We start from the raw sequence: 26,609 nt of genomic DNA on the forward strand, positions 1-26,609 counted from the left end.
GCCATGGCCGCAATGATCGAGCGCTTCGATCTCGCGCCCGCAAGCGTCACACTACACGTCGATCGCCCCGTCTTTGAGCGGCCCATCAGAACCGGAGGGTGTGCGCGTTACAGGAGTGCGACTGAGTTCGTTGTTCGTATCGACCAGCAGAAGCAAATGCCGCAGGAAGGTCGCTCGCTCATCGGGTGGCAACGCAGCAATGGTTCGCTCGTGCGCACGGGCCACGCGCGATTCGAGACGGTCCAGAAGCGCATGTCCGACTTCCGTCAGTTCCGCGACCTTCTTGCGCCGATCCGCGCGTGAGACGCGGCTGTGTACGAAACGCCGCTGCCCAAGGCGAGTGATCACGTCGGCCGTATTCGCGCGATCGAGTCCCACCGCCCGCGAAAGAACAACCTGCTCCGAAGGCCCCAGCTGTTCGAGCGCAGTGAGAATGCTGTACTGCACCGGCGTGATGCCTTCGGGCGCGCACTCCTCCATGAACAGCGCAACGTGGATCTGATGCAAGCGCCGTATGAGGAAACCCGGCCGTTCATTGAGCGCTGTGTTGCGCCATGCCAGTACCGGGTCCGCTACGAGTTCGGGTTCGTCTGCGCTTGTGCGGGTTGTTGGCGCGTCCATGAACAAAGGGTTCCTCTTGCGATAGATACGGGTCATTCACGCGTCACGCGCGACGATCATCAGCATACAGCGTATTCATGCGCACGCTTAGGAGCGCCGCCGAAAAAAGGTCGGGCCCGTGAGCCACGCGCCTTGCCACCGAACCATGCGCAATTCTGAGGTATGCCGCAAGTCGGTGCGTCAATGCACGATTCAATCGCTTTTAAAACATATGTGGTGCACCACGCTTTTTCCTCGCCGGTATCCCGCGCTCTGCTCTTCCCATCAGCCAACAACCTGCGACCTGGCAGGTCGTTGGCATACCCCTTGCATATTCGAACGACGAATCGTCAGTACCCAAACGAATTTTCGATTCGACAACCGTCATCCATCGTTCGCGTGCATTCGAAGCGTTGTGCGCCGACGTAACCACCACGAAGGGGGGCTTTTCATGTCAGTCCGTCTCAACCGCAGCGATTTGCGCCAGTCGAAGCAGCGCGGCGTCGTCACGTTCCTGCGCACGTGCGCGTTCGCGCTAGTCGCCGCCATTAGCGTGAGCCATGTCGCGCATGCGGCGAGCGCCGAAGAAATCAAGGCACGCGGCTATCTGAGCGTCGCGACCGAGGACGACTACACCCCGTTCGAATTCGTCGCCGACGGCAAGAACACCGGCTACGACAACGATCTGCTCGCGCTCGTGCGCAAGAAAATCGGCGTCGACGTGAAGCAGCAGGTCATGCCCTGGTCCGGCATTCTTCCCGGCGTGACGACGGGCAAGTACGACATGGCGCTGACCGCCGTGCTCGTCACGGACGAACGCAAGAAGACTTTCGATTTCGCGTCGCCGACCTGCGAGGCCGTCACGTTCTATGCGGTCAAGAAGGGCTCGACGATCAAGAGTCCGGACGACCTGGTAGGCAAGGTGGTCGGCGCGGAAACCGGCAGTGCGATGCTCGCGGACCTCAAGCTCTTCAACGAGGAACTGAAGAAGAAGCATGGCGGCAACGGCCTCAAGCAGATTGTCGAATATCAGTCCTATCCGGAGGCCTATCAGGATCTGGGGCTCGGGCGCGTCGATGCCGTGGCCAACACGCAGATCAGCCTGAACTCCCTCGTGAAGACGCGGCCGGATACCTTCGTTGTCGGCCAGGCAATCGGCAAACCGACCTACATCGCGTGGGCCGTGAAGAAGGGCAACAGCGACGTGCTGAAAATGGTCGATACCGCGCTGCTCGAACTGCGCAAGAGCGGCGAGATGTACCAGCTCCAGCAGAAGTGGCTCGGCGCGACCTACAAAGACATGCCGCCGTCGGTCAACTGATGTCTATCTAATCGCTCATCGATGAACGCCTTCGACTACTGGAGCATCACTCAGGGCGCGCTGGCGACCGTGGTTCTGTCGGTCTCCAGCATCGTGCTCGGCGTGCCGCTGGGCCTCGGTCTCGCGCTGATACGCTGGGCGCGCGTGCCGTTTCTGAATCGTGTCGTGATCGCATACGTGAGCCTGATTCGCTCGTGCCCCGCGGTGACGCTCACCTTGCTGATATTCTTCGCGCTGCCGCAGTTCGGCATCTCGCTGGACCCGACGCCCGCTGCGATTCTCGCGCTCACTATCAGCACCGCCGCCTTCAATTGCGAAATCTGGCGTGCCGCGCTGATGAATTTTCCGCGCGACCAGTACGACGCCGCCCTCGCCTTCGCAATGCCGCGCGCGCTGCGCTTTCGCCGCATCGCGCTGCCGCAGATCTGGCGCGCGAGCCTGCCGGGCCTCGTGAACGAAATGACTTTGCAGATCAAATCGACGCCCGCCGTCGCGGTGATCGGCATCGTCGAGATCACGCGCGCCGCGCTGCGCGTCGGCGCGCGCACGTACGATCCGCTCCCGCCTTTCGTCTTCGCACTCGTACTGTATGGGCTGATCGTGTTCGTGCTGATCCGGGCGCAACGCATGATCGAGCGGCGGCAGCCGCTGGAGGCACGTCCATGATCGACCATTTCATGATCGTCTGGCAACAACGCGCGGACGTGCTTTCGGGCCTCCTCGACACGCTCGGGCTGCTTGCGGTCGCCGCCGTCGCGTCGCTCTTCTTCGGCGCATTGCTCGCGCCCGCGCTCATGTCCAGGCGCCCCGCCATCGCTCGGATCGCAACGCTTTATGTCGATGCGATGCGCTGTGCGCCGTTTCTGCTGTTCGTCTATCTGATCTACTTCGGCCTGCCCACCGCGGGCATTCGCCTGTCGAACTGGTGGGCCGGCGCGATCGCGCTGATTCTCTACAACACCGCCTACATGGCCGAACTGTTACGCGGCGCATGGGCCGGCCTGCCGACGCCGATGATCGAAGCGGCGTCCGCGTACGGCTTTCATGGCTTCAGCCTGGTTCGCCGCATCATCCTGCCGCAGGTCTTTACCGTCGCATTGCCCATGATCGGCAATCAGCTTGTGCAGATCGTGAAGGACAGCGCGTTCCTCACGGTGATCGCGGTCGGCGAACTGACGCATCAAATGAACGGCATTCAGGCCACCTATTTCATTCCGTTCGCCGCGTTCGCCACGGCCGTGCTGCTGTACTGGGCCATCTGTCTCGTGATCGAAGGCGGCAGCGGAATCCTGTCGAGATTTGCCGAGGAACGCAGAGCATGAATCTTTCGAATGACGTCCCGCCCACCATCAGGCTCGCCGCCGATGCCGCCGCGCCTTCGGCCGGCGTCGCCGGCCAGGCGGCGCGCCCCGTGGCGGACACGGTCCTGCAACTCAACGGCATTTCGAAGTCGTTCGGCGAGAACCACGTGCTGCGCGATGTGTCGCTCACCGTGCACAAGGGCGAAACGGTGTGCCTGCTCGGGCCGTCCGGTTGCGGCAAGTCCACGCTTCTGCGCTGCGTGAACTGGCTGGAGATTCCCGATGCGGGCACGGTCTACGTGTCGAATCAGCGTATGGGCGTGCGCGAAGGCTCGGCGATCAAGCTGCGCGATGCCGAGCTCGCCCGTTCGCGCGCGCGCATCGGCATGGTGTTTCAGCACTTTGCGCTTTGGCCGCATCTGACCGTGCTGCAGAACGTGATGGAAGCGCCCTTGTATGTGTTGAAGCGTCCGCGCGACGAAGTGCGCGCGCAAGCCGAGCGTCTGCTCGAACGCGTCGGACTGGCGGGCAAGATGGATGCGTTCCCGTCGCGTCTGTCGGGCGGGCAGAAGCAGCGTGTGGGCATCGCCCGTGCGCTCGCGATGAACCCGGATATCCTGCTCTTTGACGAACCGACCAGCGCGCTCGATCCGATGCTCGTAGGCGAGGTGCTGAACGTGATGCGCCTGCTCGCCCAGGAAGGCGCGACGATGGTGATCGTCACGCACGAAATGGAGTTCGCGCGGCAGGTGGCGAGTCGCGTCGTATTCATGGATGCGGGCCAGGTGATCGAGACCGCACATCCCGAGCAGTTCTTCAGCGCGCCGCAGACTCCGCGCGCGCGGCAGTTCCTCGCGCGCTTCCGCGCGCCGCATCTGGCAGACGACGAATGGAAACAGCCTTCGGAGCTGCCTGATTAATGCGTGACACAAAGACGCTCATCGAGTTGATGAGCGTCTTCCTGCCGTTGCCAACGCAAGCGGGTTCTCGGTGGACGCATGCGTCATGTCAATGCAACCGACGCATGCGTGGTCCGTCACTGCGGCGCGACCATGTCCGCCGCCTGCTTCACTTCGCCATCCTTATACTTACCCCAGGTCGCCTTCAGTTCGCTCATCGAGCGCGGATCGCAATCGTATTCGGGGAGTGTGTCCGGGTCCCAGTGATCGAAGCGGTCGACGCCGCGCACCAGCGTCGCGCGGCGGCGGCCCGTGGTCGACTTGACGTGCGCCGGCACATAGAAGAACGCGAAGCCGATGCGCCGGTCGTCCGAGCGGTTCGGCAACGAGCTGTGCGCGGTGCGTTCGTGATGCATCGAGAATTCGCCGGGCTGCAGTGGCATTTCCACCGCGAGGTTCTCGTCGATGCCGACGAGCGTCTGCCCCTTCGCGAGCATGTTGTCCGCCGCATACGTCTCCACGTGCTTCAGATCCGGGCCGCTGTGCGAGCCGGGCAGCACGCGCAGCACGCCGTTCACCGAATTCGCCGGCGTGAGCGCGACCCAAACGGTCACCTCCTCGTGCGGCGTAAGGCCGAAGTACGTCGAGTCCTGATGCCACGACACGTAGCGCGGATCACGCCCGTTCTTCGCGAAGATCGACGCGCCGAACAGCATGATGTCCGGTCCGATCAGATCCTCGACCGCATCGAGAATAGCCGGATGGCGCCCAAGCTCGACGATCGCGGGCAAGGCGAGATGCCCCTTGATTTTCAAGGTCCTGTTGACGTCCTCGCCGGAGGTCGCCTCATATTGCTCGATCACGCGTCTATACTCCGCCGCCTGCGCCGCGCCGATCGCGCGCATCGGATAGATGTAGCCGTGTTGCTTGAAATGCGCTACCTGGTCTTCGGTCAAGTGCTTCGTCATGAACGTTCCTTCGGAGTGGTTCGATCGGAGAGTGGTTTCTCAACAATTCGCCAGGCAATGCCAGGCGGAAAGCTTCATCGCAGCGACTGGCGCATCGCTTCATGCACTGTGCGCGCGACACGCAACACGCCTTCGTCGGTGCCGCGCCCACCGATCACCGAGATGCCGACGGGCGCGCCGTCGAACCTCGTCCACGGCATGCTCACTTGCGGCAGACCCGCGAGGCCCGCGACACACAGCATCTGCTGTGAACGCGCGCGCGTGTGATCGACCGCTTGCGCCGAAGCATCGGCGCGCGGCGCGACGCCGGGCACCGTCGGCACGAGCCAGTAGGTACCCGGCGCGAGCGCTTCGGCCATCGCGCGGTTCGCTTCGACGCGCACACGTTGCGCATCCGCGACCTGCTCGCGCGTGATGCTCAGGCTCGCCGCGAAACGCGCGCCCACATCGGCACCGAAGCTCGATGCATGCTCGCGTGCCCAGGGTCCGTAACGTTGCGCGATTTCCGCCGCCTGAAGCACGCGAAACGCCTGTGCCCACTGCGCGAGCGACGCAGCCGGCGAAACGAACGACAGGTTGTCGCCGAGCGCTTGCAGCGATGCTTCGAAACGCGTCGCGACGTCCTCGTCCGCGCATGCGAGCATGTTGCGCGGGACGTGCAGCGTAAACGGTTCATCCTCCCCGCCAACGACACTGCGCGCCAGAACTTCGAACACGTCCGCGAGCGTGCGCGCATCGCGCGCGAACCAGCCCACCGTATCGAAGCTGTGCGCAAGCGTGAGACAGCCGTCCCCCGCGATGCGGCCGTGCGTCGCGCGCATACCCCAGATGCCGCAGTAGCTCGCGGGCAAACGCACCGAGCCGCCGCAATCGGTACCCATGGCGATATCCGCGTATTGCGCCGCGACCGCCACTGCCGATCCCGAGGACGAGCCGCCCGGAATACGCGCCGGGTCCGCGGGGTTCACGGGTGTGCCGTAATGCGCGTTCACGCCGGCGAGGCTGTAGGTCAGTTCATCGGTGACGGTCTTGCCGATCCAATCGGCGCCTTCTTCGAGCAACGCGCGAACCGCCAGCGCGGTGCGCGCGGCAACCGGCTGCCCGGCGCGCCAGGCGGGGTTCCCGCTGCCTGTGCGTAGCCCCGCGATATCGAACACATCCTTCACGGCGAGGCTGCGGCCCACCAGCCTCGTGCCCGTGCGCGGCAGCAACGCGGCGGCGGGCAATGCATCGAATCCGTCGGCGACGAATGCTCCGTGCAGGCCTGGTTGAAGCAACTCATTTCCCGTCATGACGGATCCATCCAGCTGACATGCGCGGCCACGACGCGCCATTGACCGTCGATGCGCGCCCACGTCTGCGACTGACGTCCGGCGCGCGCCTCGCCTTGACGCGAGAACGTGATGTTGGCGACGGCGAAGTCCGTGCCGAACGTCGTCACCGAGCGATCGATGATCGTGCGCATCAGGCCCTTGCCCGGACGCATTGCGCGAAACTCGCGGATCGCGTCATAGCCTTGCAGGTTTTCCGTCGCGCCGTAGCGCAGCGTGTGCGGGCTGTTCCAGAAGAGCGTGTCGAGCACGGCTACGTCATTGGTCGTGAGCGCCCGCTCGTATTCTTCAAAGGCGGCCTCGACGGCGGCGCGCGTCGCCGGATCGTTGATCGTTTCGGGAGTCATGCCTGGTCGGCCGGGAAGTTTTTCACCGCGCGTTCGAACAGTTCGCGCGGCGCGCTGTAAAGGCCGCGTCCGAGCAAACCCGCGCGGCCGTCGGCGCCGATCATCGCGATGGCGGCCAGCGGCGCAATGCCTTGCTCGACGACGCGCGCGGCATCGAGCACACCGGGCAAGCGTTGGAATGACGGATGCGGTTCCGTGTGGATGCGCGGCTGCTTCTCGCGCCAGCCGGCGGGCAGATACGCTTCGAAGGCTTGCGCAGGTTCAGCCGCGAATGCGAGCGCTTGCGCGCCGAAGCCCGCCGCGTCGATCACACCGCTGTCGCCGGTGAGCCGCGCCGCGAGGGCGTGCTGCTGCGGATCGAGGCGTGGACCGTGTGGCGCACCCGCTTCAGCGGTGAACCAATGCGACGGCGAACCCGCAAGCCGAATGCCCACGCGCTCGCCGTTGCCCGCCAACGCCACCACGAGCGTCGATGCCGATGCCGATGCCGCCGCAAGCATCAACTTGCAAGCGGCCATCCACAGCGTAAGAAAAAACAGTGGCGTTTGCGCGAGCATCGCGTCGATATCCGCATGATCGACTCGCGGCGCGAGCAGCGTGCGCAACGCGGCGCTTGCGCTCGTCGTGCGCGCGTGCAGATCGTCGCCGCCATCGATACCGGTTTGCGCGAGTGGGAAGAGATCGATCGGCCCTTGCGCCAGCGCGTCGCTCAAAGCAGGCGCGAGCACGTCGTCACGCCACTTCAGTCGTTCGACGATGCGCCCGTCGCGGCCGCCGAAGCGAATCTGCGGACCCGCGCCGCTGCCGAGCAGCGACCATGCGCGCGACTCGTGATCGTTCGCATCCGTTACTTCGACCAGCGTCGTGCGCGGCGAGATCACGGCGGCAAGCGGCGTCACCACGCCGTACGCTTGCGCGCTCTCAAGCCGCACTTCGCCCTGCGCGATCAAACGTTCGGCGTGCGCTTCATCTTTCGCCCAGCCTTCGTACAGGCAGCACAACACGGCGGAAGACAGCACCGGCGCCGATGGCTTGCCCGCATCGTCGAACGGCGGTCCCGCATGAAGCAGGGTGAATTCGGGCAGCTCGACCGCTTCGCGCGCCGTGACGACGCCGCTCCATCGCGGACGCACCGCGTGAATCCGGCTCAGCGCCAGCGCATTGGCATCCGCGTGCATGGTTCAGCGGCTCCCGAAGCTGAAGACGCCGCGCAAGCGCGACCACAGCATCTTCCAGAACAGATTGCCCAGGTCGAGCGGCGCGTTCTTCGGTTGAGTACGCAGCGCGGGTCGCGGTTCGACGCGCGGCTGCGGCGCGGACGCCGGCACCGCTTCGACGACAGAAGGCCTCGCGACAGCTGGCTCAAGCGTCGGCTCAGCCACGGGCGGTTCCACACCGGCAACGCTCACCGGTCCCGCCTCGTCGAGCTTCGCCCGCAGACTCCCCGCGAACGCTTCCGTCATGCGCGTCGCCAGTTCCTTGACGATGCCGCCGCGCGAGAATTGCGCGAGGCTGCCGCCGATCGTGTAATCCACCTTCACGTCGACGCGCGTCTCGCTCGCCGTCACCGCTTCGAGCGAAAACGACGCCACGCCCTTCACGCGCGATGAGCTCTTGCGATCTACGCCTGTCCCCGAAATACTGCCGCGATACTGCTCATCGTCGAGCTTCATCTCGCCGTCGCCCGCAAAAGACGCGACAATCGGCCCGAGCTTGACCGTCATTGCCAGCTTGAGCAGGCCGTTCTCGACCGGTGCCGTGAGCGACGCGCCCGGCAGGCACGCGACAACCCCGGGCGTATCGTGAAAGCGCGCCCACACGGCGTCGCGCGGATACGGCACGGCGAAGCTTTGTTCGATTTCCATTGCGTATAGGTCCGTAGTCGATGGTTCAGGCCGTCACCGCAACCGATGCGAGCGGCGTCGCCGCACGGTCGCGTCGCGCATCGAGCACGCGTCGGATCGCGCGCACGATGCCCACATAGCCCGTGCAACGGCATAGATTGCCGGACAATTCCAGACGCACGCGTGCGTCGTCGGCATCGGGCAAGCGAGTGACGATGTCGCGCGCCGTCATCAACATGCCCGGCGTACAGTAGCCGCATTGCAGGGCGTGTTCCGCCGTGAAGGCCGCGCGCAGCTCGTTCATGGTGGCGTCGTCGTCGAAGCCTTCGATGGAACGCACCGTGCTGCCCGCGCAACTGATTGCGGGCGTGATGCACGAGCGCGTCGGCACGCCGTCCACGTCGATCGTGCACGCGCCGCACACGCCCTGCTCGCAGCCAATGTTGGTCCCGCACAGCATGCGCTGTTCGCGCAGAAAATCCGCGAGACTCGTGCGCGGCTCCACGCGATCCACGACCTTCGATTGATTGACGACGAGTTCGATCGTCTTGATGAATGCGTCGCTCATGATGCGTTTCCGCCCTGATTGCGAATGATCGCCGCCGCGCGCATGAGCGCGACGCGATGCACCTGATGTTCGTATGTCCCCGCTTCGACGCCCGCCGCTTCGAGATGCGCATCGTAGGCGTGCGTGTGCGGGTCGGCGTCGTCGATGAGCGTGCGGGCGTCGTCGATCGCATACGGCGGCCCGTCAATTGCGCCGATCACCGCGCGGCACACGCCCCGCGCCGCGTCGTCGATGAACACGGCGATCGCTTCCGCGAACTCGCCCGGCTTGCGATTGAACTTGTAGTAGCTCCAGCGCGCATCGGCCGAAAGACGCTTGAAGCGCACGCCGGTGAGTATCTCGTCGGGTTCGAGCGACGTGGTGAACGCGCCGGACATCCAGTCGCTACTGGCGACGACGCGCGCGCCGTTCGCGCCCGCCACCAGACACTGCGCATCGAGCGCGCGCATCGTGTTGATCCAGTCGGCGGCGGGATCGGCATGCGCGAGACTGCCGCCGAGCGTGCCGCGATTGCGCACCGCGCGATACGCGATGCCGCGCGCGACATATGGCATTAGTCCGCGCGTGCCGGTTTCGATCTTGCCGTCCTCGATTTCCGCGTGCGTGATACACGCGCCGAGCGTGACGACCTCGTCTTCGATGCCGCATGCGCGCAACGCCGCGATGCCGCGCAGATCCACGAGCATCTCCGGCTGCGCGAGACGCAGGTTCATCATCGGCCCGAGCGACTGGCTGCCGGACACGAACTTGGCCATGCCATCGGTGGGCGTGACGAGCGCGATCGCTTCATCGCAGGCGAGCGGCTTTGCGTAGTCGTAGGTGGCGGCCTTCATGCGGTCATTCCTTTGAGCGCGCTCGTTTGCGTTTCACGCTGCTGCGCGAGCGCTTCGACGATCAGGCGCGGCGTGATCGGCAACTGATCGATGCGCACGCCGAGTCCGCGCAGCGCATCGTTCACGGCATTGGCGATCGCGGCGGGCGGTCCGATCGCGCCGCTTTCACCGATGCCCTTCTGGCCGAACTCCGTATAAGGCGCGGGCGTTTCCATGTGGTCGATGCGGATTGCAGGCACCTCGGTCGCGCCGGGCAGGATGTAGTCCGCGAGTGTCGAGGCGAGCGGCTGGCCGTCCTCGCTATACGGCATCGCCTCGTAGAGCGCCGTGCCGATGCCTTGCGCCGCGCCGCCATACACCTGACCGTCGACCACCATCGGATTGATCAGCACGCCGCCGTCCTCGACGATCGCGTAGTCGAGAATCTCGGTCTGACCGAGCGCGGGATCGACCGCGACGACCACCGCGTGACACGCGTAGCTGAAGGTGCCCGAATCGCGTTTCGCCTGATACGACGTCGACACTTCAAGACCGCGCGGATCGACATCGTGCGGCAGCAGTTGCGGCGCGAGATACCACGTGCGCGCCATGTCCTTCAGCGTGCGGCGCGCGTCCTTGCCGACGACCGCGCCATTCTCCCAGCGCACCTCGCTCAACGGCTCGCCGAGCAGATGCGCGCCGATCTTCATCAAGCGCTCTTTCAGCTCTTTCGACGCGCGGCCCACCGCGCCGCCCGCCATCACGATGGAACGCGAGCCCCACGTGCCGGTGGAATACGGCGTGACGCCCGTGTCGCCGAGCACGATGCGCACGCGGTCCGTATCGATGCCCAGCACCTCGTGCGCGATCTGCGCGAGCGTGGTCTCCATGCTCTGGCCGTGCGAGTGCACGCCCGCGCGCACTTCGAGCACGCCGTCGGGCGTGAGGCGAATCACAGCGGGCTCGCGGCCCGGCACCATCGGAATGCCCCAGCCGTGATACACCGACGTGCCGTGCGCGCCCTGCTCGCAGAAGACCGACATGCCGAAGCCAATACGCCGTCCGTCCGGCTCGCCGCGACGCTGGCGCGCGCGCACGGCGGGCAGATCGATCGCGGCCATGGCGCGGCGCACCGCTTCGGGATAGTCGCCGCTGTCGAAGTGCTTGTTCGTAATGTTGTCGTACGGCATTTCGTGCGGCCCGACGAGACTGCGCAGGCGCACTTCGTAGGGCTCGATGCCCGCTTCCACCGCGATCGCGTCCATGATGGTTTCGATCGCATAGCACACGCCGGTTCGCGCGACACCGCGATACGGCAGGATCGGTGGCTTGTTGGTCGCGACCGACCACGTGCGGCAACGGAATCGTTCCATCTTGTACGGCCCCGGCAGAATGCTGCCCACCTGCGCCGCTTCCAGACACGCGGAGAACGGATACGACGAATACGCGCCCGAATCGACATGCGCCTCGCAATCGATCGCCAGCAGGCGGCCGTCGCTATCCGCGTAGCCGGTGATGTCGTAATCGTGTTCGCGGCAGTTGGCGTTTGCCGTAAGCTGCTCGCGCCGATCCTCGATCCAGCGCACGGGCCGTTCCAGCTGCATGGCGAGCCAGCCGCAGCACACTTCCTCGGGCAGCAGAATGCCCTTGTAGCCGAAGCCGCCGCCGACGTCCGGCGCGATCACGCGCACCTGGCCTTCGTCGAGGCCCAGACACTCCGCGAGCCCGGTGCGCGTGATGTGCGGCATCTGCGCCGACGTGTGCACGATCAGTTGCGAGAGTCTGCGATCCCAGTGCGCGACCACGCCGCGCCCTTCCATCGGTGCCATGCTCTGACGCGCGGTGCGCAGCTTGCGACGCACGCGGATCGGCGCATCGCGGCGAATCGCGTCGAGGTCGACCTCGGGTCTCGCATCGACGAACGTTTCCAGGAAAACGTTGTCGCCCCAGTGCTCATGCACGAGCGGCGAGCCTTCGCGGCGCGCATCGAGCATGTCGACCACGGCGGGCAGTTCCTCGAAATCGACGAACACCTGCGCGGCGATGTCTTCCGCTGCCGCGCGCGTCGCGGCCACGCACATCGCGATCGGCTCGCCCACCTGGCGCACCTTGCCGCTCGCGAGCACGGGCTGCTGCGAACTCTTGAAACCCGGCAGCGCCGAATTCGCGACGATGGGCCGCACGCTTTCGAGATCGGCGAGCGTATAGATCGCGTTCGCGAACGCTTGCGGCTTCTCGATGCCGACAATATGCCCATGCGCGATCGGGCTGCGCACGAATGCCACATCGACCATGCCGACCATGCGGATGTTGGGCACGTATTCGCCGCGTCCGTGCATGAAGCGCTCGTCTTCCTTGCGCGCCAGCGATGCGCCGATGCCTTGCGGCCTGTTGACGTCGCTGTGTTTCGGCGGACGTTTGATCATCGTGTCGGGCCTCGCGTCTTTCAAGCGGCGCGCGCGAGCGGCAGCGTGGGCGAGACGGCGTCGTAACGCACGCCGTCCCGCAAGCAGAACAGGGGAGACAGCATGCGGTCGGTGATGACCTGCGTGCCTTCGTTGTCCTCCAGCACCCAGCGGCCGCGCCGGTCGTCGAGCACGCTGATGTCGGCGCCGCGCCCCACTTGCAGCGTGCCGATGGTGTCCTCCATGCCTATCATCTTCGCGGCATTGCAGGTCGTCATCGCGACGACGTGATTCAGCGGCAGGCCGAGCGCGAGCATGCTCGTCATCGCGCTGACGAGACTGAACTGGGTGCGGCCGAGGAACGAGTGTTCCTCGTCGGGATGGCTATCGGGCGTGCCGGCGGGAGCCGGAACGTGCGTGTTGTAGCCGTGCATGTCGGCCCCCAGCGTGTCGGGTACGACGCCCTCGCCGAGCACGACGCGCGCCGTCTTGAAGCTGAAATGCGAACCGTGACCGACGTCGATCTTCAGACCGTGCGCGACCGCTTCATGCACCAGCGGATGCAGTTTTCCGTTCTCCTCGACGAAGCCGCCCGGATGGCGGCTGAACGGATGCGCGAGAATATCGCCGGGCTTGAGCGTCTCCACGACCTGCCTGAAGATCGAATCGGGTTGCACGGGCAGAGCGCCGCTTTCGGGCTTCGGCCACAGTTGACCGAAGTGGATATACAAGGGCAATTCGGCGGCACGACCGATCTTCGCCGCGATCTTCATGACGTCGAGCCCCCAGCGCGCGAAGCCGCCAATTTCCGCGTGCGCTTTGATGCCCTTCACGAGATCCGGATTCGCGCGGATCGACTTGATGGTCGCGTCGGCATCGAGGCAATCGGGACGATAGAGGTCCGGGTAATAGTGGCCTTCCAGACCGCCGACCAGATAAGCTGAGACATAAGCGAGCACGCGGGTGGCCGAGCGCTCCACCACGTAGTGCCGGAACCCTGGAATCGTGATGCAGCTCGAACCGCCCTGATCGACAATGGTCGTCACGCCGGACTGCACGCCGCACTGGTCCGCGTTCAGTCCGAAGCGTCCGGTGACGTACTGATACACATGGCCATGCGTATCGATGAGGCCGGGCAGCACCAGCTTGCCGCTGCAATCGACCTGTTCGGCGTGCGGCGCCTCGCTCCCGAGATCGGCGCCGAGCGCGGCGATGACGCCGTTGTCCACCAGTACGTCGAGGGTTGCGTCGATTTTCTGGGCGGGGTCGATCACGCGGCCCCCTTTGAGCAAAACTTGTGACATATACGGTACGTTCGATGTCCGTTGAGATGCGTGGTGTACCGCAAATTGTGTGCCGGTTTTTTGCCGCGTCGTTGAAAACGACGATTTCCGTTTTAGAACAACCATTTACAAGATCGAACTCGCCCAGATGCGTGCCGTACCACACAAATCTGCGAAAGCATGCGCACCAATTCGGAGAGCTCGCGCCGGGCCGCGCACCTCGAACAGCCATCATGCCTTCTTATGGTGATTTGATGGTGTACCCCGGAATTTGCGACAGCCCGTCGATTCGGCCTAGAATGGCGTAGGTAAAGTGCGCCGCGACGGTTATGCGCGCACGCGCCCACGCTCGTCTATTTCTGACCCGAGATCGTTCCTATGCGAACCACCCCTACCGAACATATCGACATTCAACGTATCCGCGCGGAACTCTCCGAGCGGCAGGCGCGCTCGCCTCTGTTTTCGCGGCCGGGTTTTCTCATTCGCCGCATGCATCAGATCCATACCTTTCTGTTCGCGCAGGAAACGAGCGAGTTCAACATCACGCCCGTGCAGTACAGCCTGCTCACCGCGCTCGATTCGTTGGGCGAGATGGACCAGAACACACTCGCGATCGAAGTCGGGCTGGAGCGGTCGAGCGTCGCGGAAGTGATTCCGCGCCTGACCGCGCGCGGTCTCGTGAGCCGTACCCAGGCCGAGCACGACAAGCGGTTGAGGCTCGTCAAGCTGACGCCTGCGGGAAAGCGCCTGGTGAAGAAAATGGCGCAGGCCGTACAGCGCGCGCACGATCGCACCATCGAGCATCTGTCGCCCGTCGAGCGCGATATGTTCATGCTGCAGATAATCCGCCTCGTCGAGGCGAACAACTCGGACAGCCTCGTGCCCTTCCGTCTGCCGGACAGCCAGTTGCTCGCGCAGGACGAAAGTTCGGTCGATGTGACCTGAACTCAATGCCTCGCTCCGGATGGCTCATCAATATCGATGCCGCATCATCGATGGTTTCAGGCGCAGCGGATCGCTAAAAGCGCTTGCTAGCGCCTCGCACGAAGCCACGGAATCCGGATCGGGCACTCGCAAGAATTCTTCGACGCGGCCGACGCGTAGCCAACGCGAATCTTCAACACTGCGCGATGATTCGGCAGAGAACCCATCTCGCCGAAGAGCAAACCAACAACCGCACCCCGCAGGTCTATCCTGCCGTGATTCCGCCACGACCATTTGAGAAAGACACCGCGGCTCGATGACTTGCCGCGTTGCGACCGCGGTTCACCACCTTTGGCGCGCGGCCAGTTTATTTCGGTTAGCTGATTATTCACAGTCTGGCTCCCGTGACTGCGCGGAGCCTGGCAATCGGGCGTCGACGTCAATTCAACTGTGCGCCCGAGCCCCACACCGCGCGCGCTGGGTCCCGCCGCGCTCCAGCACCGCTCGTTCGTGACGTTCTCGAGGTTAGCCTGGAATGAGGCACGCTTGCCGCAGACCCGGCGAACGTCTTTCTCCACGAACGCCCTGCTATACCGGATATCACAAAAAATGGTTAACCATTTTTGCTATTATGGTTGACCAAACAGCTTTGACCAAACGGTTGACCAAACTGAGCATCGCGCGTTTTTATGCCGCCGCGACGCGCCAGTTCCATAGCTGCGCTTGCACACCGCTCACCGCCCCTTCTTTCGCGACCAGGATCATTGTGAATTCGCACCCCCGCGCCAACCCGACCGGCATTCCCGCCCGCCACGCCACTGTGGCGCTAAAGTGGCAAGACGTCGTGTGGCTGGGCGCGATCGTCTCGATCGGCGTCAATCTGCGCCCGCTGCTGACCTCGATCAGCCCGTTGATGACGACGATCCGCGACGCAACCGGCCTCAGTTTCTATGGCGCGTCGCTGCTAACCAGCCTGCCGGTCGTCGCGATGGGCATCGGCGCATTCGGCGCGGGCGGATTGGCGCGGACCATCGGCGAAACACGCGGCGTCGCGCTCGGCTTGCTGGCGATCGCGCTCGCCTGCGCGGCACGGTGGACGGCATCGAGCGGCGTGGCGCTATGGGCTACGGCGTTGCTGGCGGGCGCGGGCGTCGCTGCGATTCAGGCGTTGCTGCCGGCCGTGATGAAGCAGCGCTTTCAGGCACGTGTGCCGCTCGCAATGGGTGTGTTCTCCGCGTCCATTATGGGCGGTGGCGGGCTGGGCGCGAGTTTGAGTCCGTGGGTAAGCCGCGCGCTGCAGTCATGGCAGGCAGGGCTCGCCGTATGGACGATTCCGGCTTGCGGTGCACTGGTCTGCTGGTGGGCATTGCATTGGCGCTCTTCCGGGACCGCCGCCGCGGCAAAGCCCGTTGCCGCACGCGCCGACACCCTTTCGCTATGGCGCACGCGCCGCGCGTGGACGCTCGGACTCTACTTCGGCATCGTCAACGGCGGCTATACGAGTCTCGCCGCGTGGCTGCCGGCGTTTTATCAGCAGCGCGGCGTGAGCGTCGCGGCGAGCGGTTCGCTACTGGCCGGCATGACGGTGTTTCAGGCCACCTCGGCGTTATTGCTGCCGCTCGCCGCGGCATCGTTCCGGGATCGCCGCCCGTGGCTGATACTCGGCCTCTCCGCGCAACTGGTCGGACTGTTCGGCTTGATTGCCTGGCCTGATGTCGCGCCCTTGCTGTGGGTCGGCGTAGCCGGCGCGGGATTGGGCGGGACTTTTTCGCTGACGCTCGTCACCGCCATGGATCATTCAAGCGACCACCGCTTGGCCGGCGAACTCGTCGCCTTCATTCAGGGCGTGGGCTTCATCGTGGCAGCCGTCGCACCCGTCGTGGCCGGCCTCGCGCGCGGTTGGAGCGGCGGCTTCGGCGCCGCGTGGATCATGCTGGCCGGCTGCGTGGTCGCCATGATGGCGGTGAGTTTGCTGTTCTCCCCACGCAGCTGCGGACAGTGGCGCTGAACAACTGAGCGCCGGCTCATGCGCCACTTCGGTGCACCGACCTCACACGCACCCCACAGGTGCAGCGGTGCACGTACGCGCCACGGATAAGTCCGTGATTGCACGAGTTTCACCTCATTATGCGTGGACTGGCATGACCGTTGCTTTATCTCTGGTCAGCCGTCGATAAAGCCCCACTCCATGCTGCGCGTACTCCTCGTAACCGACACCGATAAGCCCATCGGCGACCTTCGCGACGCCCTTGCCCGACTCGGCTACGAGATGCTGGCGGGTACCGCCACGCCGCAAGCGCTGCATCGCGTGGTACAGAGCGAGCGGCCCGATGTCATCATCATCGATACGGAATCGCCGTCGCGCGACACGCTCGAGCAGCTTGCGGTGATGAACGCCACCGCGCCGCGCCCGGTATTGATGTTCAGCCACGACGCCAACCAGCAGCTGATCCGCGACGCCGTCGGCGCGGGCGTCACGGCCTATCTGGTCGAAGGTCTTGCGACCGAACGTCTCGCGCCGATCCTCGAAGTCGCGCTCGCGCGTTTCGCGCAGGAATCGCAATTGCGCGAGCGTCTCGCGCAAGTCGAAAGCGAACTCGCCGAGCGCAAGTTGATCGATCGCGCCAAACGGCTCCTGATGGATCAACAAAAGATCACTGAACACGCCGCCTACGCCAACCTGCGCAAGCGCGCGATGAATCAGGGCGTCAAACTCGCCGAAGTCGCGCGCGCCATCCTCGCGTCGGCCGACTCGCTCAAATGAAGCGCCGTCCATGAACTCTCCAACCTCCACTGCACCCGCCGCGTCGCTCACTTCGGGGCCGCTCGAGAAGACCCATTTGCGGCTCGGCTTCGTCGCGCTCTCGGACGCCGCGCCGCTCGTGGCCGCCAAGCTGCTCGAATTCGGCCACGCGCACGGCCTCACGCTGGAGCTGTCACGCCAGCCGTCATGGGCCGCCGTACGCGACAAACTGCTGTCGGGCGATCTGGATGCGGCCCACGCGCTCTACGGCCTCGTGTACGGCGTGCAACTGGGTCTTGGCGGACCGCAAACGGATATGGCCGTGCTGATGGTGCTCAACCGCAACGGCCAGGCCATCACGCTGTCGAACCGGCTCGCCGATGCGCTCGCCGAACATGGCACGCTGCCCAAGGCGCTCGCGACGCTCGGCCGCAAGCCGGTGTTCGCGCAGACCTTCCCGACCGGCACGCATGCGATGTGGCTGTACTACTGGCTCGCGTCGCAAGGCGTGGATCCGTTGCGCGAGATCGAGAGCGTGGCGATTCCGCCGCCGCAAATGGTCGCCGCGCTCGCCGAAGACAAACTCGACGGCCTGTGCGTCGGCGAGCCCTGGAACACCCAGGCCGAAGCGCAAGGTGTCGGCAGAACGATCGCCTATACGAGCGACGTGTGGCCCGATCATCCCGAGAAAGTGCTGGCGTGCCGGCGCGATTTTGTCAGCGCGAATCCGCATGCCGCGCGCGCGCTCGTGCAAACCATGCTCGAAGCATGCCGCTGGCTCGACGGCGCGGGACATCGCGAGGAAATCTCGCGTTGGCTGGCGCGGCCCGACTACGTGGGTATCGACGCGGCGTTGATTGCGGCGCGCCTCGGCGACGAGATCGCGGCTTGCGCGCCGCGCGGCTTGCCCGTGCGTTTCTTCGACCACGGCACGGTGAACTATCCACGAGCGATCGAAGGCGCGTGGTTTCTCACGCAGTTCGAGCGCTGGGGCATGATCGACGCGCGCGCGGATTATGCGGACATCGCCGCGCGGATCAACCAGACACAGTTGTATCGCGAAGCGGCCGCCGGCGTTAACGTGGCGGTGCCGGAAGAAGGCGCCCCACGCGTTTTGATCGACGGCGAAACGTGGGGCGGCGACACATCACCCACCGGTTACGCTCGGCGCTTTCCGATTCGCCGCTAGGTTCGGCGCCGGCGTTACGCCGGCAGCAACGGCGGAAACAGCACGCTCACGACCAACCCGCCGCCAGCCGCATCGGTGAGCCCGACCAGCGCGCCGTGCACGCGCGCGATTTCCCGCACGATCGACAAACCCAGCCCGCTGCCTTCCACTGCCTGCGTCGCCTCGCTGCGATAGAAGCGCTCGAACACCGCCTCGCGTTCCTCGGCCGCAATGCCCGGCCCGTTGTCGACGACCTGCAGCAACGCGTGCTCGCCTTCGCGCGCGACACGCACGGTAATCACCGCGCCATCGCCTGAATAACGGATCGCGTTGTCGATCAGATTGCCGACCAGTTCCGCGAGCAGATCGTTCTGCCCCATTATCTCCACACGCGCGTCCTGTTCGAAACCGAGATCGATGCCGCGTGCGCGCGCCACCGGCGACCAGTCGAGCGTCACGCTGCGCGCCACCTTATGCAGCGGCAGCGCCGCATGCCTGACCGTATAGCCGCTGTGGGCGTCGAGCCGCGAGAGCGAGAGCAACTGCTGCACGATGCGCACCGCGTGCTGCACCGCGCGATTCAGCCGCCGCAAATGCACCCCTTGCCGGCGATCGCTACCCGAACCCGCTTCCATGCCGTCGATATCGCGCAGCGCCAGTTCGGACTCCGCCTGAATCACCGCAAGCGGCGTTTTCAACTGATGCGCGGCGTCGTTGAAAAAACGCCGGCGCGACGACTGCATCGACTGCGTGCGGCCGATGTACTGATTGATCGAATCGACCAGCGGCGTCACTTCGCTTGGCAGTCCGACGGTATCGAGCGGCGTCGGATCATCCTCGGCACGCGCGGCCACTTTCGCCGACAGACGGTTCAACGGCCGCAAGCCGCGCGCCACGCCCAGCCACACGATGCCGAGCGCGAGCACCACGAGCAGACCCTCCTGTTGCAGCGAACCGGTCAGAATCTCGCGCGCCAACGCCTGACGCTGCTCGATCGTTTCGCCGACTCTCACCAGCACCACCCGCGTTTGCGCGCTCGGCACGTCGTGCACGGGCAGCCGGAGCATCGCGACGCGCAGCGGACGGCCGCGAAACACGTCGTCGTAGAAACGCACGCTGTAGGGCTCGCCCGGCACTTTGCCCGCGTCCGGCAAGTCGGGATAGCCGGTCACCACGCGGCCGCCTTCCTCGCGAATCTGGTAGTAGATGTTGCCGCCGCCATTCGATTCGAACATCTCCAGCGCGAGGTACGGAAGATCGACTTCGATCTCGCCGCCGCGCAGGCGGATGCCGTCGCGAATCGAGCGCAGCGAAAATTCGAGCGTGCGGTCGAAGGCCGCGTGCGCCGCGCTCATGGCGCGTTGATACGTGAGCCATGCGTCGAACGCGAGCAGCAAAAGCAGCGGCACCAACAGCCACAGTGCGACCCGTACGCGCAAATTCGGCTGCGTCATGCGCTTTTTGCTTCCAGCAGGTAGCCCAGTCCGCGCAACGTCACGATGCCGACCGAACTGTGTTCGAGTTTCTTGCGCAGGCGGTGCACATAGATTTCGATCGCGTCCGCGTTCACCGATTCGTCGAGCCCGAAGATTTTTTCCGACAGCGTGTCCTTGTTGATCGCCCGGCCGTTACGCAGGATCAACACTTCCAGCACCGAACGCTCGCGCGGCGTGAGCGCGAGCGCTTCGCCGCCGAGCGTGAAGCCGCGATCCACGCTGTCGTAAAGCAGCGTGCCGCATTGCGCATCGAGCGGTTCCTGGCCGTGACTGCGGCGTAATAGCGCACGCGCACGCGCTTCGAGTTCGGTGAGCGCGAAAGGCTTCGCGAGGTAATCGTCGGCGCCGAGATCGAGACCGCGCACGCGCTCCTCCACCGCGCCGTGCGCGGTCAGCATCAATACCGGCACGGCGTTGCGGCGGGCGCGCAAACGGCGCAGCACCTCGAGGCCGTCGAGCTTCGGCAAGCCGATGTCGAGAATCACCAGTGCGTAGTCCTGCGTACGCAGCACGTGATCGGCGGATTCGCCGTCGTGCATGCAGTCGACAGTGAGTTTCGCGCTGGTCAGCGCGTCGGTGAGCGAGCGGGAAAGAATCGGATTGTCTTCGACGAGCAGCACACGCATGAGCAGAATCCCAGGGAAATCCATAAGGCGAATTCGGCCATTGTGACGCATTTCTTTCGAAAATTGAAAGCATTCGGAAAGCATCGATCTCTTACCATTCGCCTACACAAAACCAACACGAAGTTTTCTGGAGGAAGACGTGCAAAACGCTTTGAAGGGACTCGCAGTGGCTGTCGCATTCGCCGCAAACTCAGCATGGGCGGCCATTCCGGCCGGTTATCCCAGTGATTATCAAGCCACTGTGGACGGGGCTAGAAAGGAAGGCAAGCTGATCGTCTACTCAGTCACGGACACCGCGCTGGTGCGTCCGCTCATCAAGGATTTTGAAAGCCTGTACGGTGTCAAGGTCGAGTACAACGACATGAACAGCACCGAGCTGTACAACCGCTACATCAGCGAAAACGCGGCGAGCAGCACCAGTGCCGACGTGCTGTGGAGCTCGGCCATGGACCTGCAGGTCAAGCTCGTCAACGACGGCCTGATGGCCGCCTACGAATCGCCGGAAGCGAAGCAGTTGCCGCAATGGGCGCAGTACCAGAAGCAGGCTTACGGCACCACCTACGAGCCGCTCGCGATCGTCTACAACAAGCGTCTCGTGCCGGCCGGCGACGTGCCGCAAACGCGCGCCGATCTGATCAAACTGCTGCAGGGCAAGCCCGACCAGTTCAAAGGCAAGGTCACCACCTACGACATCGAAAAGTCCGGCGTGGGCTTCAACTATCTGACCCAGGATGCGCGCGTCAACCCGCAGGTCACGTGGGATCTGGTGAAGGCGATGGGCGCCACCGGACCCAAGCTGCAATCGAGCACGGGCGCCATGATGGAGCGCATCTCCTCGGGAGAGAACCTGATCGGCTACAACATTCTCGGCTCGTACGCGCTGACCAAGGCGAAGAAAGATCCGTCGATCGGCTACGTCTATCCGAAGGACTACACCCTGGTGGTGAGCCGGCTCGTGACGATTTCGAAGAAGGCGCAAAACCCGAACGCCGCGAAGCTGTGGGTCGACTATCTGCTCTCGCAACGCGGCCAGACACTGCTGGCGAATCAGGCAAGCCTGTTCTCGATTCGCGCCGACGTGGAAGGGGAAACGTCAATGGCGGGTCTCACGAAGCAGCTCGGCGACTCGCTCAAACCGATCCCGATCGGCGCGGGCCTGCTGGTCTATCTCGACCAGTCCAAACGCCTCGAATTCCTCAAGCAATGGCAACAGTCCATCAAGCGCTAGCCGTTCGCGCTTGACACACCGGCGGCCGCGCCGACCAACGCGGCCGCCAGCCCTTCCTTCCATACCTGTCGATATGCGGCTTTGCGCCGCAGGGGGACACTCATGCTTTCCACTAGCGCAACCGCACGCCGCGCGGCACCGCCGCACGCGGCGGACGGCGGCTCGATCGGCGCGCTGCAGCCGTTCATGGGACTGCTGCGCTGGCTCGTCGTCGCGGTGCTGACCGTGGCGGTGGCGCTGCCGCTTGGCTTCATCCTGTTGCAGAGCGTGCTGAACGCGCCGTTCTTCGACGCGAAACGCACGTTCGGCCTCGCCGGTTTCGAATTCATTTTCAGCGACCCGGACTTCTGGTCCGCGTTGAAAAACTCGTTTGTCATCGCGGCCGGCATGCTGTTCATTTCGATTCCGCTCGGCGGCATTCTCGCCTTCCTGATGGTGCGCACCGACCTGCCCGGCCGCCGCTGGCTCGAACCGCTGCTGCTCACACCCGTGTTCGTATCGCCGATGGTGCTGGCATTCGGCTACGTAGTCGCGGCCGGCCCGGTCGGCTTCTACTCGGTCTGGTGGATGGAACTGTTCGGCACCGCGCAAGCCCCGTGGACCGTCTATTCGGTCTTCGCCATCACCGTGATCGTCGGCCTCACGCATGTGCCGCACGTATACCTGTATTCGTCGGCGGCGCTGCGCAATCTCGGCTCGGACGTCGAAGAAGCAGCCCGTGTGGCCGGCGCGCGGCCGTTTCGCGTCGCGCTCGACGTGAGCCTGCCGATGACCCTGCCCGCGCTGCTGTTCGCCGGCGTGCTGGTGTTCTTCCTCGGCTTCGAAGTCTTCGGCCTGCCGCTCGTGCTCGGCGATCCCGAAGGGCACCTCGTGCTGGCCACGTATCTCTACAAGCTCACCAACAAGCTCGGCGTGCCCTCGTATCATCTGATGGCCGCGGTCGCGATGTGCATCGTCGCGATCACGTTCCCGCTCGTGCTGCTGCAACGCAGGCTGTTAAAGAGCGCGAACCGTTTCGTCACCGTCAAGGGCAAGGCGGGACGTCAGACCGTGCTGCCGCTCGGCGTGTGGCGCTGGGTCGCGCTCGCCATCGTCGCACTCTGGCTGCTGCTGACGGTCTTCGTGCCGCTCTCCGGCATCACGTTGCGCGCGTTCGTCACCAACTGGGGCCAGGGCGTGCATCTCGGCGATGTGCTGACGCTGGCCAACTTCACCGAACTGTTCGAGCAGGACAACCTGGTGCGCGCGATTCTGAACACGCTCGGCATCGGCGTGTTGGGTGGGGCGCTCGCGGTGGGCTTCTATTCGCTGGTGGCGTTCGCCGGCCATCGCCGCAACGACTGGGCCACGCGCCTGCTCGATTACCTCGTGCTGCTGCCGCGCGCGGTGCCGGGCCTGCTCGCCGGTCTCGCTTTTCTGTGGATCTTCCTCTTCGTGCCCGGCCTGAAGGAACTGAAGAACTCCATGTGGAGCATCTGGATCGCCTACACGGTCGTGTGGCTCGCGTACGGCATGCGTCTGATCCAGAGCGCGCTGCTGCAAGTCGGCCCGGAACTGGAAGAAGCGGGACGCAGCGTCGGCGGCACGCGCTCGCGCGTCAGTCTCGACGTGACGCTGCCGCTCGTGCGCTTCGGCTTGCTTGCGGCGTGGCTGCTGATCTTCATGATTTTCGAGCGCGAGTATTCGACCGCCGTCTATCTGCTCTCGCCCGGCACGGAAGTGATCGGCGCGCTGCTGGTGTCGCTGTGGGCGACCGGCGCGGTCGACCAGGTCGCGGCGCTTTCTGTCATCAACATCGCGATGGTCGGCGCCGGCCTCGGCGTCGCACTGCGCTTCGGAGTGAAATTGCATGGATAAGCTCTCGGTCGACAACCTCTTTCTGAGCTATGGCGACAACCCGATTCTCAAAGGCGTGTCGTTCGAACTGAATCCCGGCGAAGTAGTCTGCCTGCTGGGCGCCTCGGGCAGCGGCAAGACCACGCTGCTGCGCGCGGTAGCCGGTCTCGAACAACCGTCGTCGGGTCGCATCGAACTGGACGGCAAGGCGTTTTTCGACGGCGCGGCGCATGTCGATCTGCCGGTCGAGCAGCGCTCGCTCGGGCTCGTATTCCAGTCGTATGCGCTGTGGCCGCATCGCACGGTGGCGGATAACGTCGGCTATGGATTGAAGCTGCGGCGCGTCTCGCCAGCCGAGCAGAAAAAGCGTGTGCAGGCCGCGCTCGATCAGCTCGGCCTCGGCCACCTTGCCGCGCGTTATCCGTATCAGCTTTCCGGCGGCCAGCAACAGCGTGTCGCGATCGCGCGAGCATTGGTCTACAACCCGCCCGTGATTCTGCTCGACGAACCGCTCTCGAATCTCGACGCCAAGCTGCGCGAAGAAGCCCGCGCCTGGCTGCGCGAGTTGATCGTGTCACTCGGCCTTTCTGCGTTGTGCGTGACACACGATCAGACCGAAGCGATGGCGATGTCCGACCGCATCCTGTTGCTGCGCAACGGCCGCATCGAACAGGAAGGCACGCCCGCCGAACTGTACGGCGCGCCCCGCTCGCTCTACACCGCCGAATTCATGGGCAGCAACAACCGCATCGAGGCACGCGTGGCCGCGGTCGACGGTGAACGCGTGACGCTCGCCGGCGACGGCTGGCAACTGCAGGCGCAAGCACGCGAAGCGCTCACGGCCGGACAGCACGCGCAAGCCGTGATTCGCCTCGAACGCGTGCAGGTCGCCGACGGTCCCGGCGCGAACCGGCTCGAAGCGGACCTCATTACGTCGATGTATCTCGGCGACCGCTGGGAATACCTGTTCCATTGCGGCGAGCTGCGCCTGCGCGCGTTCGGTCACGTGCCGCGCGCCGCCGGCCGCCACTGGATCGAATTTCCCGCCAACGACTGCTGGGCCTTCGCTCAGGCGAGCTGAGACCGGCGCCCCATCCCCAACCGAAGTAAAAAGACCAACCACAGGAGACTGTTGATGAAGTGGAGCATGAAGAAGGCGGCCCTCGGCGTCACGTGCGCTGGGCTCGCCGGTATTGCAGCCGGCGCGCACGCGCAATCGAGCGTGACCTTGTACGGCATCGTCGACGCGGGTGTCGAATACGTGAACCATGCGAGCAAAGATGGCGGTGCCGCGCGTCTCGTGTCGGGCGGCAAGAACACCTCGCGCTGGGGTTTGCGCGGCGTGGAGGATCTCGGCGGCGGCCTGAAGGCGGTGTTCCAGCTGGAAAGCGGCATCAACATCGCCAACGGCCAGTTCGACGACAGCTCCGGCGCGATCTTCGATCGCCGTGCGACCATCGGCCTGAAAAACCGCTTTGGTCAAATCACGCTCGGCCGCAATTTCACGACCACGTACGACTACATGCTGCAGTTCGACCCGATGGGTTATGCGCCGAACTACTCGTGGGCTACCTCATCCACGGCGACGGGCGGGCGCAAGGACGGTCTGTTCTCGCGCTCGTCCAACGCGGTTCGTTATGACGGCACCTTTTCCGGCTTCAAATTCGGCGCGATGTATGGCTTCGGCAATGTGCCCGGCAGCATGAAGTCGAGTTCGAAATACGACTTCGGTTTCGGCTACGAGAATGGTCCGTTCGCCGCGGTCGCAACCTTCGACCGGCAGAATGGCGCCAACGACAGCGTAACGCCCGCCGATACCACCAACTATATTCAAGGCATTCACGCCGGCGTGAGCTACGACTTCGGCGCCGTCAAGGCAATGGCCGGTTATCGGAACTACCGGCGCACGTTCCACACGGCCGCGCCGACGCTGCGCAGCGACATGTACTGGCTCGGCGGTCAATACGATGTGACGCCGTTCTTCTCGCTGTTCGCGGCGGTCTATCACCAGGACATCAAGGACGCGAGCGACGCCGATCCGACGCTGTTCTCGCTGCGCGCGCAGTACGCGCTGTCCAAGCGCACGGTGCTGTATATGGCGGGCGGTTATGCGATGGCCAAGCATGACAATGCGGTGAGCCTGTCACGCGATCTGACCGGCGCGGCGGATACGCAAGCGGGTGTCACGGCCGGTATTCAGCATCGGTTCTGACGATTTTCGCTCGCCGAGCCGCCCGGCGACCAAGCGGACTCACTCGATGAATTCTGCTACCTGCAAAGCAGATTTTACTCAAATCAAAGGGTGCTAATGTGAAATCGCAATTGATTCGCCTACCGCGCCCACCGTGACATGAGTCCACACTCACGGGTGTGGACGGACACCGAAACCACCTGAACAAGCCGGGTAGGGAATGTTTTACATAGCAAATGTGCTTGAAGCACATTCTCTTAAAGGGCGACTTGTCGGCAACGGACAGGACAATGTGTGACCCGTTCTATGTGGTCGAGTAAGAGCCTTTGCGTGCTGTTCTGCGCGCTCACAAGCGCCGCCGCATTGGCAGCGCCGCTTGCGTGCCCGGCCAATGTGCTCGATTCGGGAGTCCGCCATGTGTTGAGCAACGCAGCTTTGTACGACGGGCCGCCCGGCCGGACGGTGGCCCTTGCACCCTTACCCGCTGGTCGGGTAGATCGCTGGGACACCCATGAGATCGACCCATATCTCATCTGCAAATACAAGGGCACAGCCAGGACTGTAACGCTGCATGCGAAGAACGTGAGCATGTGTGCGGCAGGCATGAAACCATTCAGCGCACACTGCAAGTAACACGCGGACCGCTGAAGATCGCGGTCGATCTGATTAGCCTTGATCCGCTGCGCCAGTCAGCACCCCAAAAAAGGCGCGTGGACAT

Annotated in this window: 25 protein-coding genes; 13 read left to right on the forward strand and 12 right to left on the reverse strand. The window is 64.4% G+C overall.

Translation table 11 applies throughout. The annotated features are described in order from the left end of the window. Window positions 1-51 precede the first annotated feature (51 nt). Window positions 52-621, reverse strand: coding sequence for a MarR family winged helix-turn-helix transcriptional regulator (locus tag CJU94_RS23695; protein ID WP_095421109.1), 570 nt, complete (start codon window positions 619-621; stop codon window positions 52-54). A gap of 430 nt (window positions 622-1,051) precedes the next feature. Here CJU94_RS23695 and CJU94_RS23700 point away from each other — a divergent pair, with 430 nt between their 5' ends. From CJU94_RS23700 to CJU94_RS23715, 4 genes are read left to right on the forward strand one after another with little or no spacing between them, the layout of a single operon-like run. Beyond that, on the forward strand, window positions 1,052-1,921 hold the full coding sequence (locus CJU94_RS23700; RefSeq protein ID WP_095421110.1) for a transporter substrate-binding domain-containing protein: 870 nt from the start codon (window positions 1,052-1,054) through the stop codon (window positions 1,919-1,921). 21 nt (window positions 1,922-1,942) lie between these two features. Then, complete coding sequence (locus CJU94_RS23705) at window positions 1,943-2,587, forward strand: amino acid ABC transporter permease (RefSeq protein WP_095421111.1); 645 nt, start codon at window positions 1,943-1,945, stop codon at window positions 2,585-2,587. After that, a complete protein-coding gene (locus CJU94_RS23710; RefSeq protein ID WP_095421112.1) occupies window positions 2,584-3,243 on the forward strand; it encodes an amino acid ABC transporter permease in 660 nt (219 codons plus the stop codon). The genes CJU94_RS23705 and CJU94_RS23710 overlap by 4 nt, the downstream gene beginning before the upstream one ends. Beyond that, window positions 3,240-4,142: an amino acid ABC transporter ATP-binding protein gene (locus CJU94_RS23715; protein WP_095421113.1), complete on the forward strand. Its 903-nt coding sequence runs from the start codon at window positions 3,240-3,242 to the stop codon at window positions 4,140-4,142. The genes CJU94_RS23710 and CJU94_RS23715 overlap by 4 nt, the downstream gene beginning before the upstream one ends. Window positions 4,143-4,258: 116 nt before the next feature. Here the strand turns inward: CJU94_RS23715 and CJU94_RS23720 are convergent, their stop codons facing one another. From CJU94_RS23720 to CJU94_RS23760, 9 genes are all read right to left on the reverse strand, one after another. Continuing rightward, the gene (locus CJU94_RS23720; protein WP_095421114.1) at window positions 4,259-5,089 is read right to left on the reverse strand and encodes a phytanoyl-CoA dioxygenase family protein; all 831 of its coding nucleotides are present in this window, start codon (window positions 5,087-5,089) and stop codon (window positions 4,259-4,261) included. A 74-nt stretch (window positions 5,090-5,163) separates the two neighbouring features. Continuing rightward, window positions 5,164-6,381, reverse strand: coding sequence for an amidase (locus tag CJU94_RS23725; RefSeq protein WP_095421115.1), 1,218 nt, complete (start codon window positions 6,379-6,381; stop codon window positions 5,164-5,166). Beyond that, complete coding sequence (hpxZ, locus tag CJU94_RS23730; RefSeq protein WP_095421116.1) at window positions 6,378-6,767, reverse strand: oxalurate catabolism protein HpxZ; 390 nt, start codon at window positions 6,765-6,767, stop codon at window positions 6,378-6,380. Before hpxZ ends, CJU94_RS23725 begins: the two co-directional genes overlap by 4 nt. Then, window positions 6,764-7,945, reverse strand: coding sequence for a YlbE family protein (locus CJU94_RS23735; protein ID WP_095421117.1), 1,182 nt, complete (start codon window positions 7,943-7,945; stop codon window positions 6,764-6,766). Before CJU94_RS23735 ends, hpxZ begins: the two co-directional genes overlap by 4 nt. Before the next feature lie 3 nt (window positions 7,946-7,948). After that, window positions 7,949-8,632 carry an SRPBCC family protein gene (locus tag CJU94_RS23740; RefSeq protein WP_095421118.1) on the reverse strand — a complete coding sequence of 228 codons (684 nt, stop codon included), beginning with the start codon at window positions 8,630-8,632 and terminating at the stop codon, window positions 7,949-7,951. A gap of 25 nt (window positions 8,633-8,657) precedes the next feature. Further along, on the reverse strand, window positions 8,658-9,179 hold the full coding sequence (locus CJU94_RS23745) for a (2Fe-2S)-binding protein (protein WP_095421119.1): 522 nt from the start codon (window positions 9,177-9,179) through the stop codon (window positions 8,658-8,660). Next, entirely contained in the window at window positions 9,176-10,012 is an 837-nt protein-coding gene (locus CJU94_RS23750; protein ID WP_095421120.1) for an FAD binding domain-containing protein, read from the reverse strand. Before CJU94_RS23750 ends, CJU94_RS23745 begins: the two co-directional genes overlap by 4 nt. Beyond that, window positions 10,009-12,417: a xanthine dehydrogenase family protein molybdopterin-binding subunit gene (locus CJU94_RS23755; RefSeq protein ID WP_095421121.1), complete on the reverse strand. Its 2,409-nt coding sequence runs from the start codon at window positions 12,415-12,417 to the stop codon at window positions 10,009-10,011. Before CJU94_RS23755 ends, CJU94_RS23750 begins: the two co-directional genes overlap by 4 nt. Window positions 12,418-12,437: 20 nt before the next feature. After that, window positions 12,438-13,700 (reverse strand): amidohydrolase/deacetylase family metallohydrolase, encoded by a 1,263-nt coding sequence (locus CJU94_RS23760; protein ID WP_095421122.1) that lies wholly within the window; start codon window positions 13,698-13,700, stop codon window positions 12,438-12,440. 357 nt (window positions 13,701-14,057) lie between these two features. On the opposite strand from CJU94_RS23760, the gene CJU94_RS23765 reads away from it, so the two are divergent. The 4 genes from CJU94_RS23765 to CJU94_RS23785 all read left to right on the forward strand — a co-directional run bounded on the left by CJU94_RS23765 (window position 14,058) and on the right by CJU94_RS23785 (window position 18,535). Beyond that, the gene (locus CJU94_RS23765) at window positions 14,058-14,624 is read left to right on the forward strand and encodes a MarR family winged helix-turn-helix transcriptional regulator (protein WP_095421123.1); all 567 of its coding nucleotides are present in this window, start codon (window positions 14,058-14,060) and stop codon (window positions 14,622-14,624) included. Window positions 14,625-15,369: 745 nt separating this feature from the next. Beyond that, the gene (locus CJU94_RS23775; protein WP_095422763.1) at window positions 15,370-16,611 is read left to right on the forward strand and encodes a cyanate transporter; all 1,242 of its coding nucleotides are present in this window, start codon (window positions 15,370-15,372) and stop codon (window positions 16,609-16,611) included. Window positions 16,612-16,791: 180 nt separating this feature from the next. After that, entirely contained in the window at window positions 16,792-17,367 is a 576-nt protein-coding gene (locus CJU94_RS23780) for an ANTAR domain-containing response regulator (protein WP_095421125.1), read from the forward strand. Between the two features lie 10 nt (window positions 17,368-17,377). Continuing rightward, window positions 17,378-18,535 (forward strand): CmpA/NrtA family ABC transporter substrate-binding protein, encoded by a 1,158-nt coding sequence (locus CJU94_RS23785; protein WP_095421126.1) that lies wholly within the window; start codon window positions 17,378-17,380, stop codon window positions 18,533-18,535. Window positions 18,536-18,549: 14 nt separating this feature from the next. On the opposite strand, the gene CJU94_RS23790 is transcribed toward CJU94_RS23785, so the two are convergent. Both CJU94_RS23790 and CJU94_RS23795 read right to left on the reverse strand, forming a co-directional pair. Next, on the reverse strand, window positions 18,550-19,968 hold the full coding sequence (locus tag CJU94_RS23790) for a sensor histidine kinase (RefSeq protein WP_095421127.1): 1,419 nt from the start codon (window positions 19,966-19,968) through the stop codon (window positions 18,550-18,552). Next, a complete protein-coding gene (locus tag CJU94_RS23795; protein WP_095422764.1) occupies window positions 19,965-20,636 on the reverse strand; it encodes a response regulator in 672 nt (223 codons plus the stop codon). The genes CJU94_RS23790 and CJU94_RS23795 overlap by 4 nt, the downstream gene beginning before the upstream one ends. A 139-nt stretch (window positions 20,637-20,775) precedes the next feature. On the opposite strand from CJU94_RS23795, the gene CJU94_RS23800 reads away from it, so the two are divergent. The 5 genes from CJU94_RS23800 to CJU94_RS42415 all read left to right on the forward strand — a co-directional run bounded on the left by CJU94_RS23800 (window position 20,776) and on the right by CJU94_RS42415 (window position 26,524). Continuing rightward, a complete protein-coding gene (locus CJU94_RS23800) occupies window positions 20,776-21,864 on the forward strand; it encodes an ABC transporter substrate-binding protein (protein WP_095421128.1) in 1,089 nt (362 codons plus the stop codon). Between the two features lie 102 nt (window positions 21,865-21,966). Continuing rightward, window positions 21,967-23,721, forward strand: coding sequence for an ABC transporter permease (locus tag CJU94_RS23805; RefSeq protein WP_095421129.1), 1,755 nt, complete (start codon window positions 21,967-21,969; stop codon window positions 23,719-23,721). Further along, window positions 23,714-24,781 carry an ABC transporter ATP-binding protein gene (locus CJU94_RS23810; RefSeq protein WP_095421130.1) on the forward strand — a complete coding sequence of 356 codons (1,068 nt, stop codon included), beginning with the start codon at window positions 23,714-23,716 and terminating at the stop codon, window positions 24,779-24,781. Before CJU94_RS23805 ends, CJU94_RS23810 begins: the two co-directional genes overlap by 8 nt. 54 nt (window positions 24,782-24,835) lie before the next feature. After that, on the forward strand, window positions 24,836-25,912 hold the full coding sequence (locus CJU94_RS23815) for a porin (RefSeq protein ID WP_095421131.1): 1,077 nt from the start codon (window positions 24,836-24,838) through the stop codon (window positions 25,910-25,912). A gap of 285 nt (window positions 25,913-26,197) precedes the next feature. Next, window positions 26,198-26,524, forward strand: coding sequence for an STY0301 family protein (locus CJU94_RS42415; protein ID WP_095421132.1), 327 nt, complete (start codon window positions 26,198-26,200; stop codon window positions 26,522-26,524). The last annotated feature ends 85 nt before the right edge of the window (window positions 26,525-26,609 follow it).

Source organism: Paraburkholderia aromaticivorans (assembly GCF_002278075.1).
Classification (GTDB): Bacteria; Pseudomonadota; Gammaproteobacteria; order Burkholderiales; family Burkholderiaceae; genus Paraburkholderia; species Paraburkholderia aromaticivorans.

Bases quoted from the DNA above. Each gene is read 5' to 3' on its own strand.
- CJU94_RS23815 (WP_095421131.1), top strand. From the start codon at position 24,836: ATGAAGTGGAGCATGAAGAAGGCGGCCCTCGGCGTCACGTGCGCTGGG.
- CJU94_RS23810 (WP_095421130.1), top strand. From the start codon at position 23,714: ATGGATAAGCTCTCGGTCGACAACCTCTTTCTGAGCTATGGCGACAAC.
- CJU94_RS23790 (WP_095421127.1), bottom strand. From the start codon at position 19,968: ATGACGCAGCCGAATTTGCGCGTACGGGTCGCACTGTGGCTGTTGGTG.
- CJU94_RS23765 (WP_095421123.1), top strand. From the start codon at position 14,058: ATGCGAACCACCCCTACCGAACATATCGACATTCAACGTATCCGCGCG.
- CJU94_RS23715 (WP_095421113.1), top strand. From the start codon at position 3,240: ATGAATCTTTCGAATGACGTCCCGCCCACCATCAGGCTCGCCGCCGAT.
- CJU94_RS23740 (WP_095421118.1), bottom strand. From the start codon at position 8,632: ATGGAAATCGAACAAAGCTTCGCCGTGCCGTATCCGCGCGACGCCGTG.
- CJU94_RS23725 (WP_095421115.1), bottom strand. From the start codon at position 6,381: ATGACGGGAAATGAGTTGCTTCAACCAGGCCTGCACGGAGCATTCGTC.
- CJU94_RS23700 (WP_095421110.1), top strand. From the start codon at position 1,052: ATGTCAGTCCGTCTCAACCGCAGCGATTTGCGCCAGTCGAAGCAGCGC.
- CJU94_RS23780 (WP_095421125.1), top strand. From the start codon at position 16,792: ATGCTGCGCGTACTCCTCGTAACCGACACCGATAAGCCCATCGGCGAC.
- CJU94_RS23705 (WP_095421111.1), top strand. From the start codon at position 1,943: ATGAACGCCTTCGACTACTGGAGCATCACTCAGGGCGCGCTGGCGACC.
- hpxZ (WP_095421116.1), bottom strand. From the start codon at position 6,767: ATGACTCCCGAAACGATCAACGATCCGGCGACGCGCGCCGCCGTCGAG.
- CJU94_RS23710 (WP_095421112.1), top strand. From the start codon at position 2,584: ATGATCGACCATTTCATGATCGTCTGGCAACAACGCGCGGACGTGCTT.
- CJU94_RS23760 (WP_095421122.1), bottom strand. From the start codon at position 13,700: ATGTCACAAGTTTTGCTCAAAGGGGGCCGCGTGATCGACCCCGCCCAG.
- CJU94_RS23785 (WP_095421126.1), top strand. From the start codon at position 17,378: ATGAACTCTCCAACCTCCACTGCACCCGCCGCGTCGCTCACTTCGGGG.
- CJU94_RS23745 (WP_095421119.1), bottom strand. From the start codon at position 9,179: ATGAGCGACGCATTCATCAAGACGATCGAACTCGTCGTCAATCAATCG.
- CJU94_RS23805 (WP_095421129.1), top strand. From the start codon at position 21,967: ATGCTTTCCACTAGCGCAACCGCACGCCGCGCGGCACCGCCGCACGCG.
- CJU94_RS23735 (WP_095421117.1), bottom strand. From the start codon at position 7,945: ATGCACGCGGATGCCAATGCGCTGGCGCTGAGCCGGATTCACGCGGTG.
- CJU94_RS42415 (WP_095421132.1), top strand. From the start codon at position 26,198: ATGTGGTCGAGTAAGAGCCTTTGCGTGCTGTTCTGCGCGCTCACAAGC.
- CJU94_RS23720 (WP_095421114.1), bottom strand. From the start codon at position 5,089: ATGACGAAGCACTTGACCGAAGACCAGGTAGCGCATTTCAAGCAACAC.
- CJU94_RS23750 (WP_095421120.1), bottom strand. From the start codon at position 10,012: ATGAAGGCCGCCACCTACGACTACGCAAAGCCGCTCGCCTGCGATGAA.
- CJU94_RS23755 (WP_095421121.1), bottom strand. From the start codon at position 12,417: ATGATCAAACGTCCGCCGAAACACAGCGACGTCAACAGGCCGCAAGGC.
- CJU94_RS23695 (WP_095421109.1), bottom strand. From the start codon at position 621: ATGGACGCGCCAACAACCCGCACAAGCGCAGACGAACCCGAACTCGTA.
- CJU94_RS23795 (WP_095422764.1), bottom strand. From the start codon at position 20,636: ATGCGTGTGCTGCTCGTCGAAGACAATCCGATTCTTTCCCGCTCGCTC.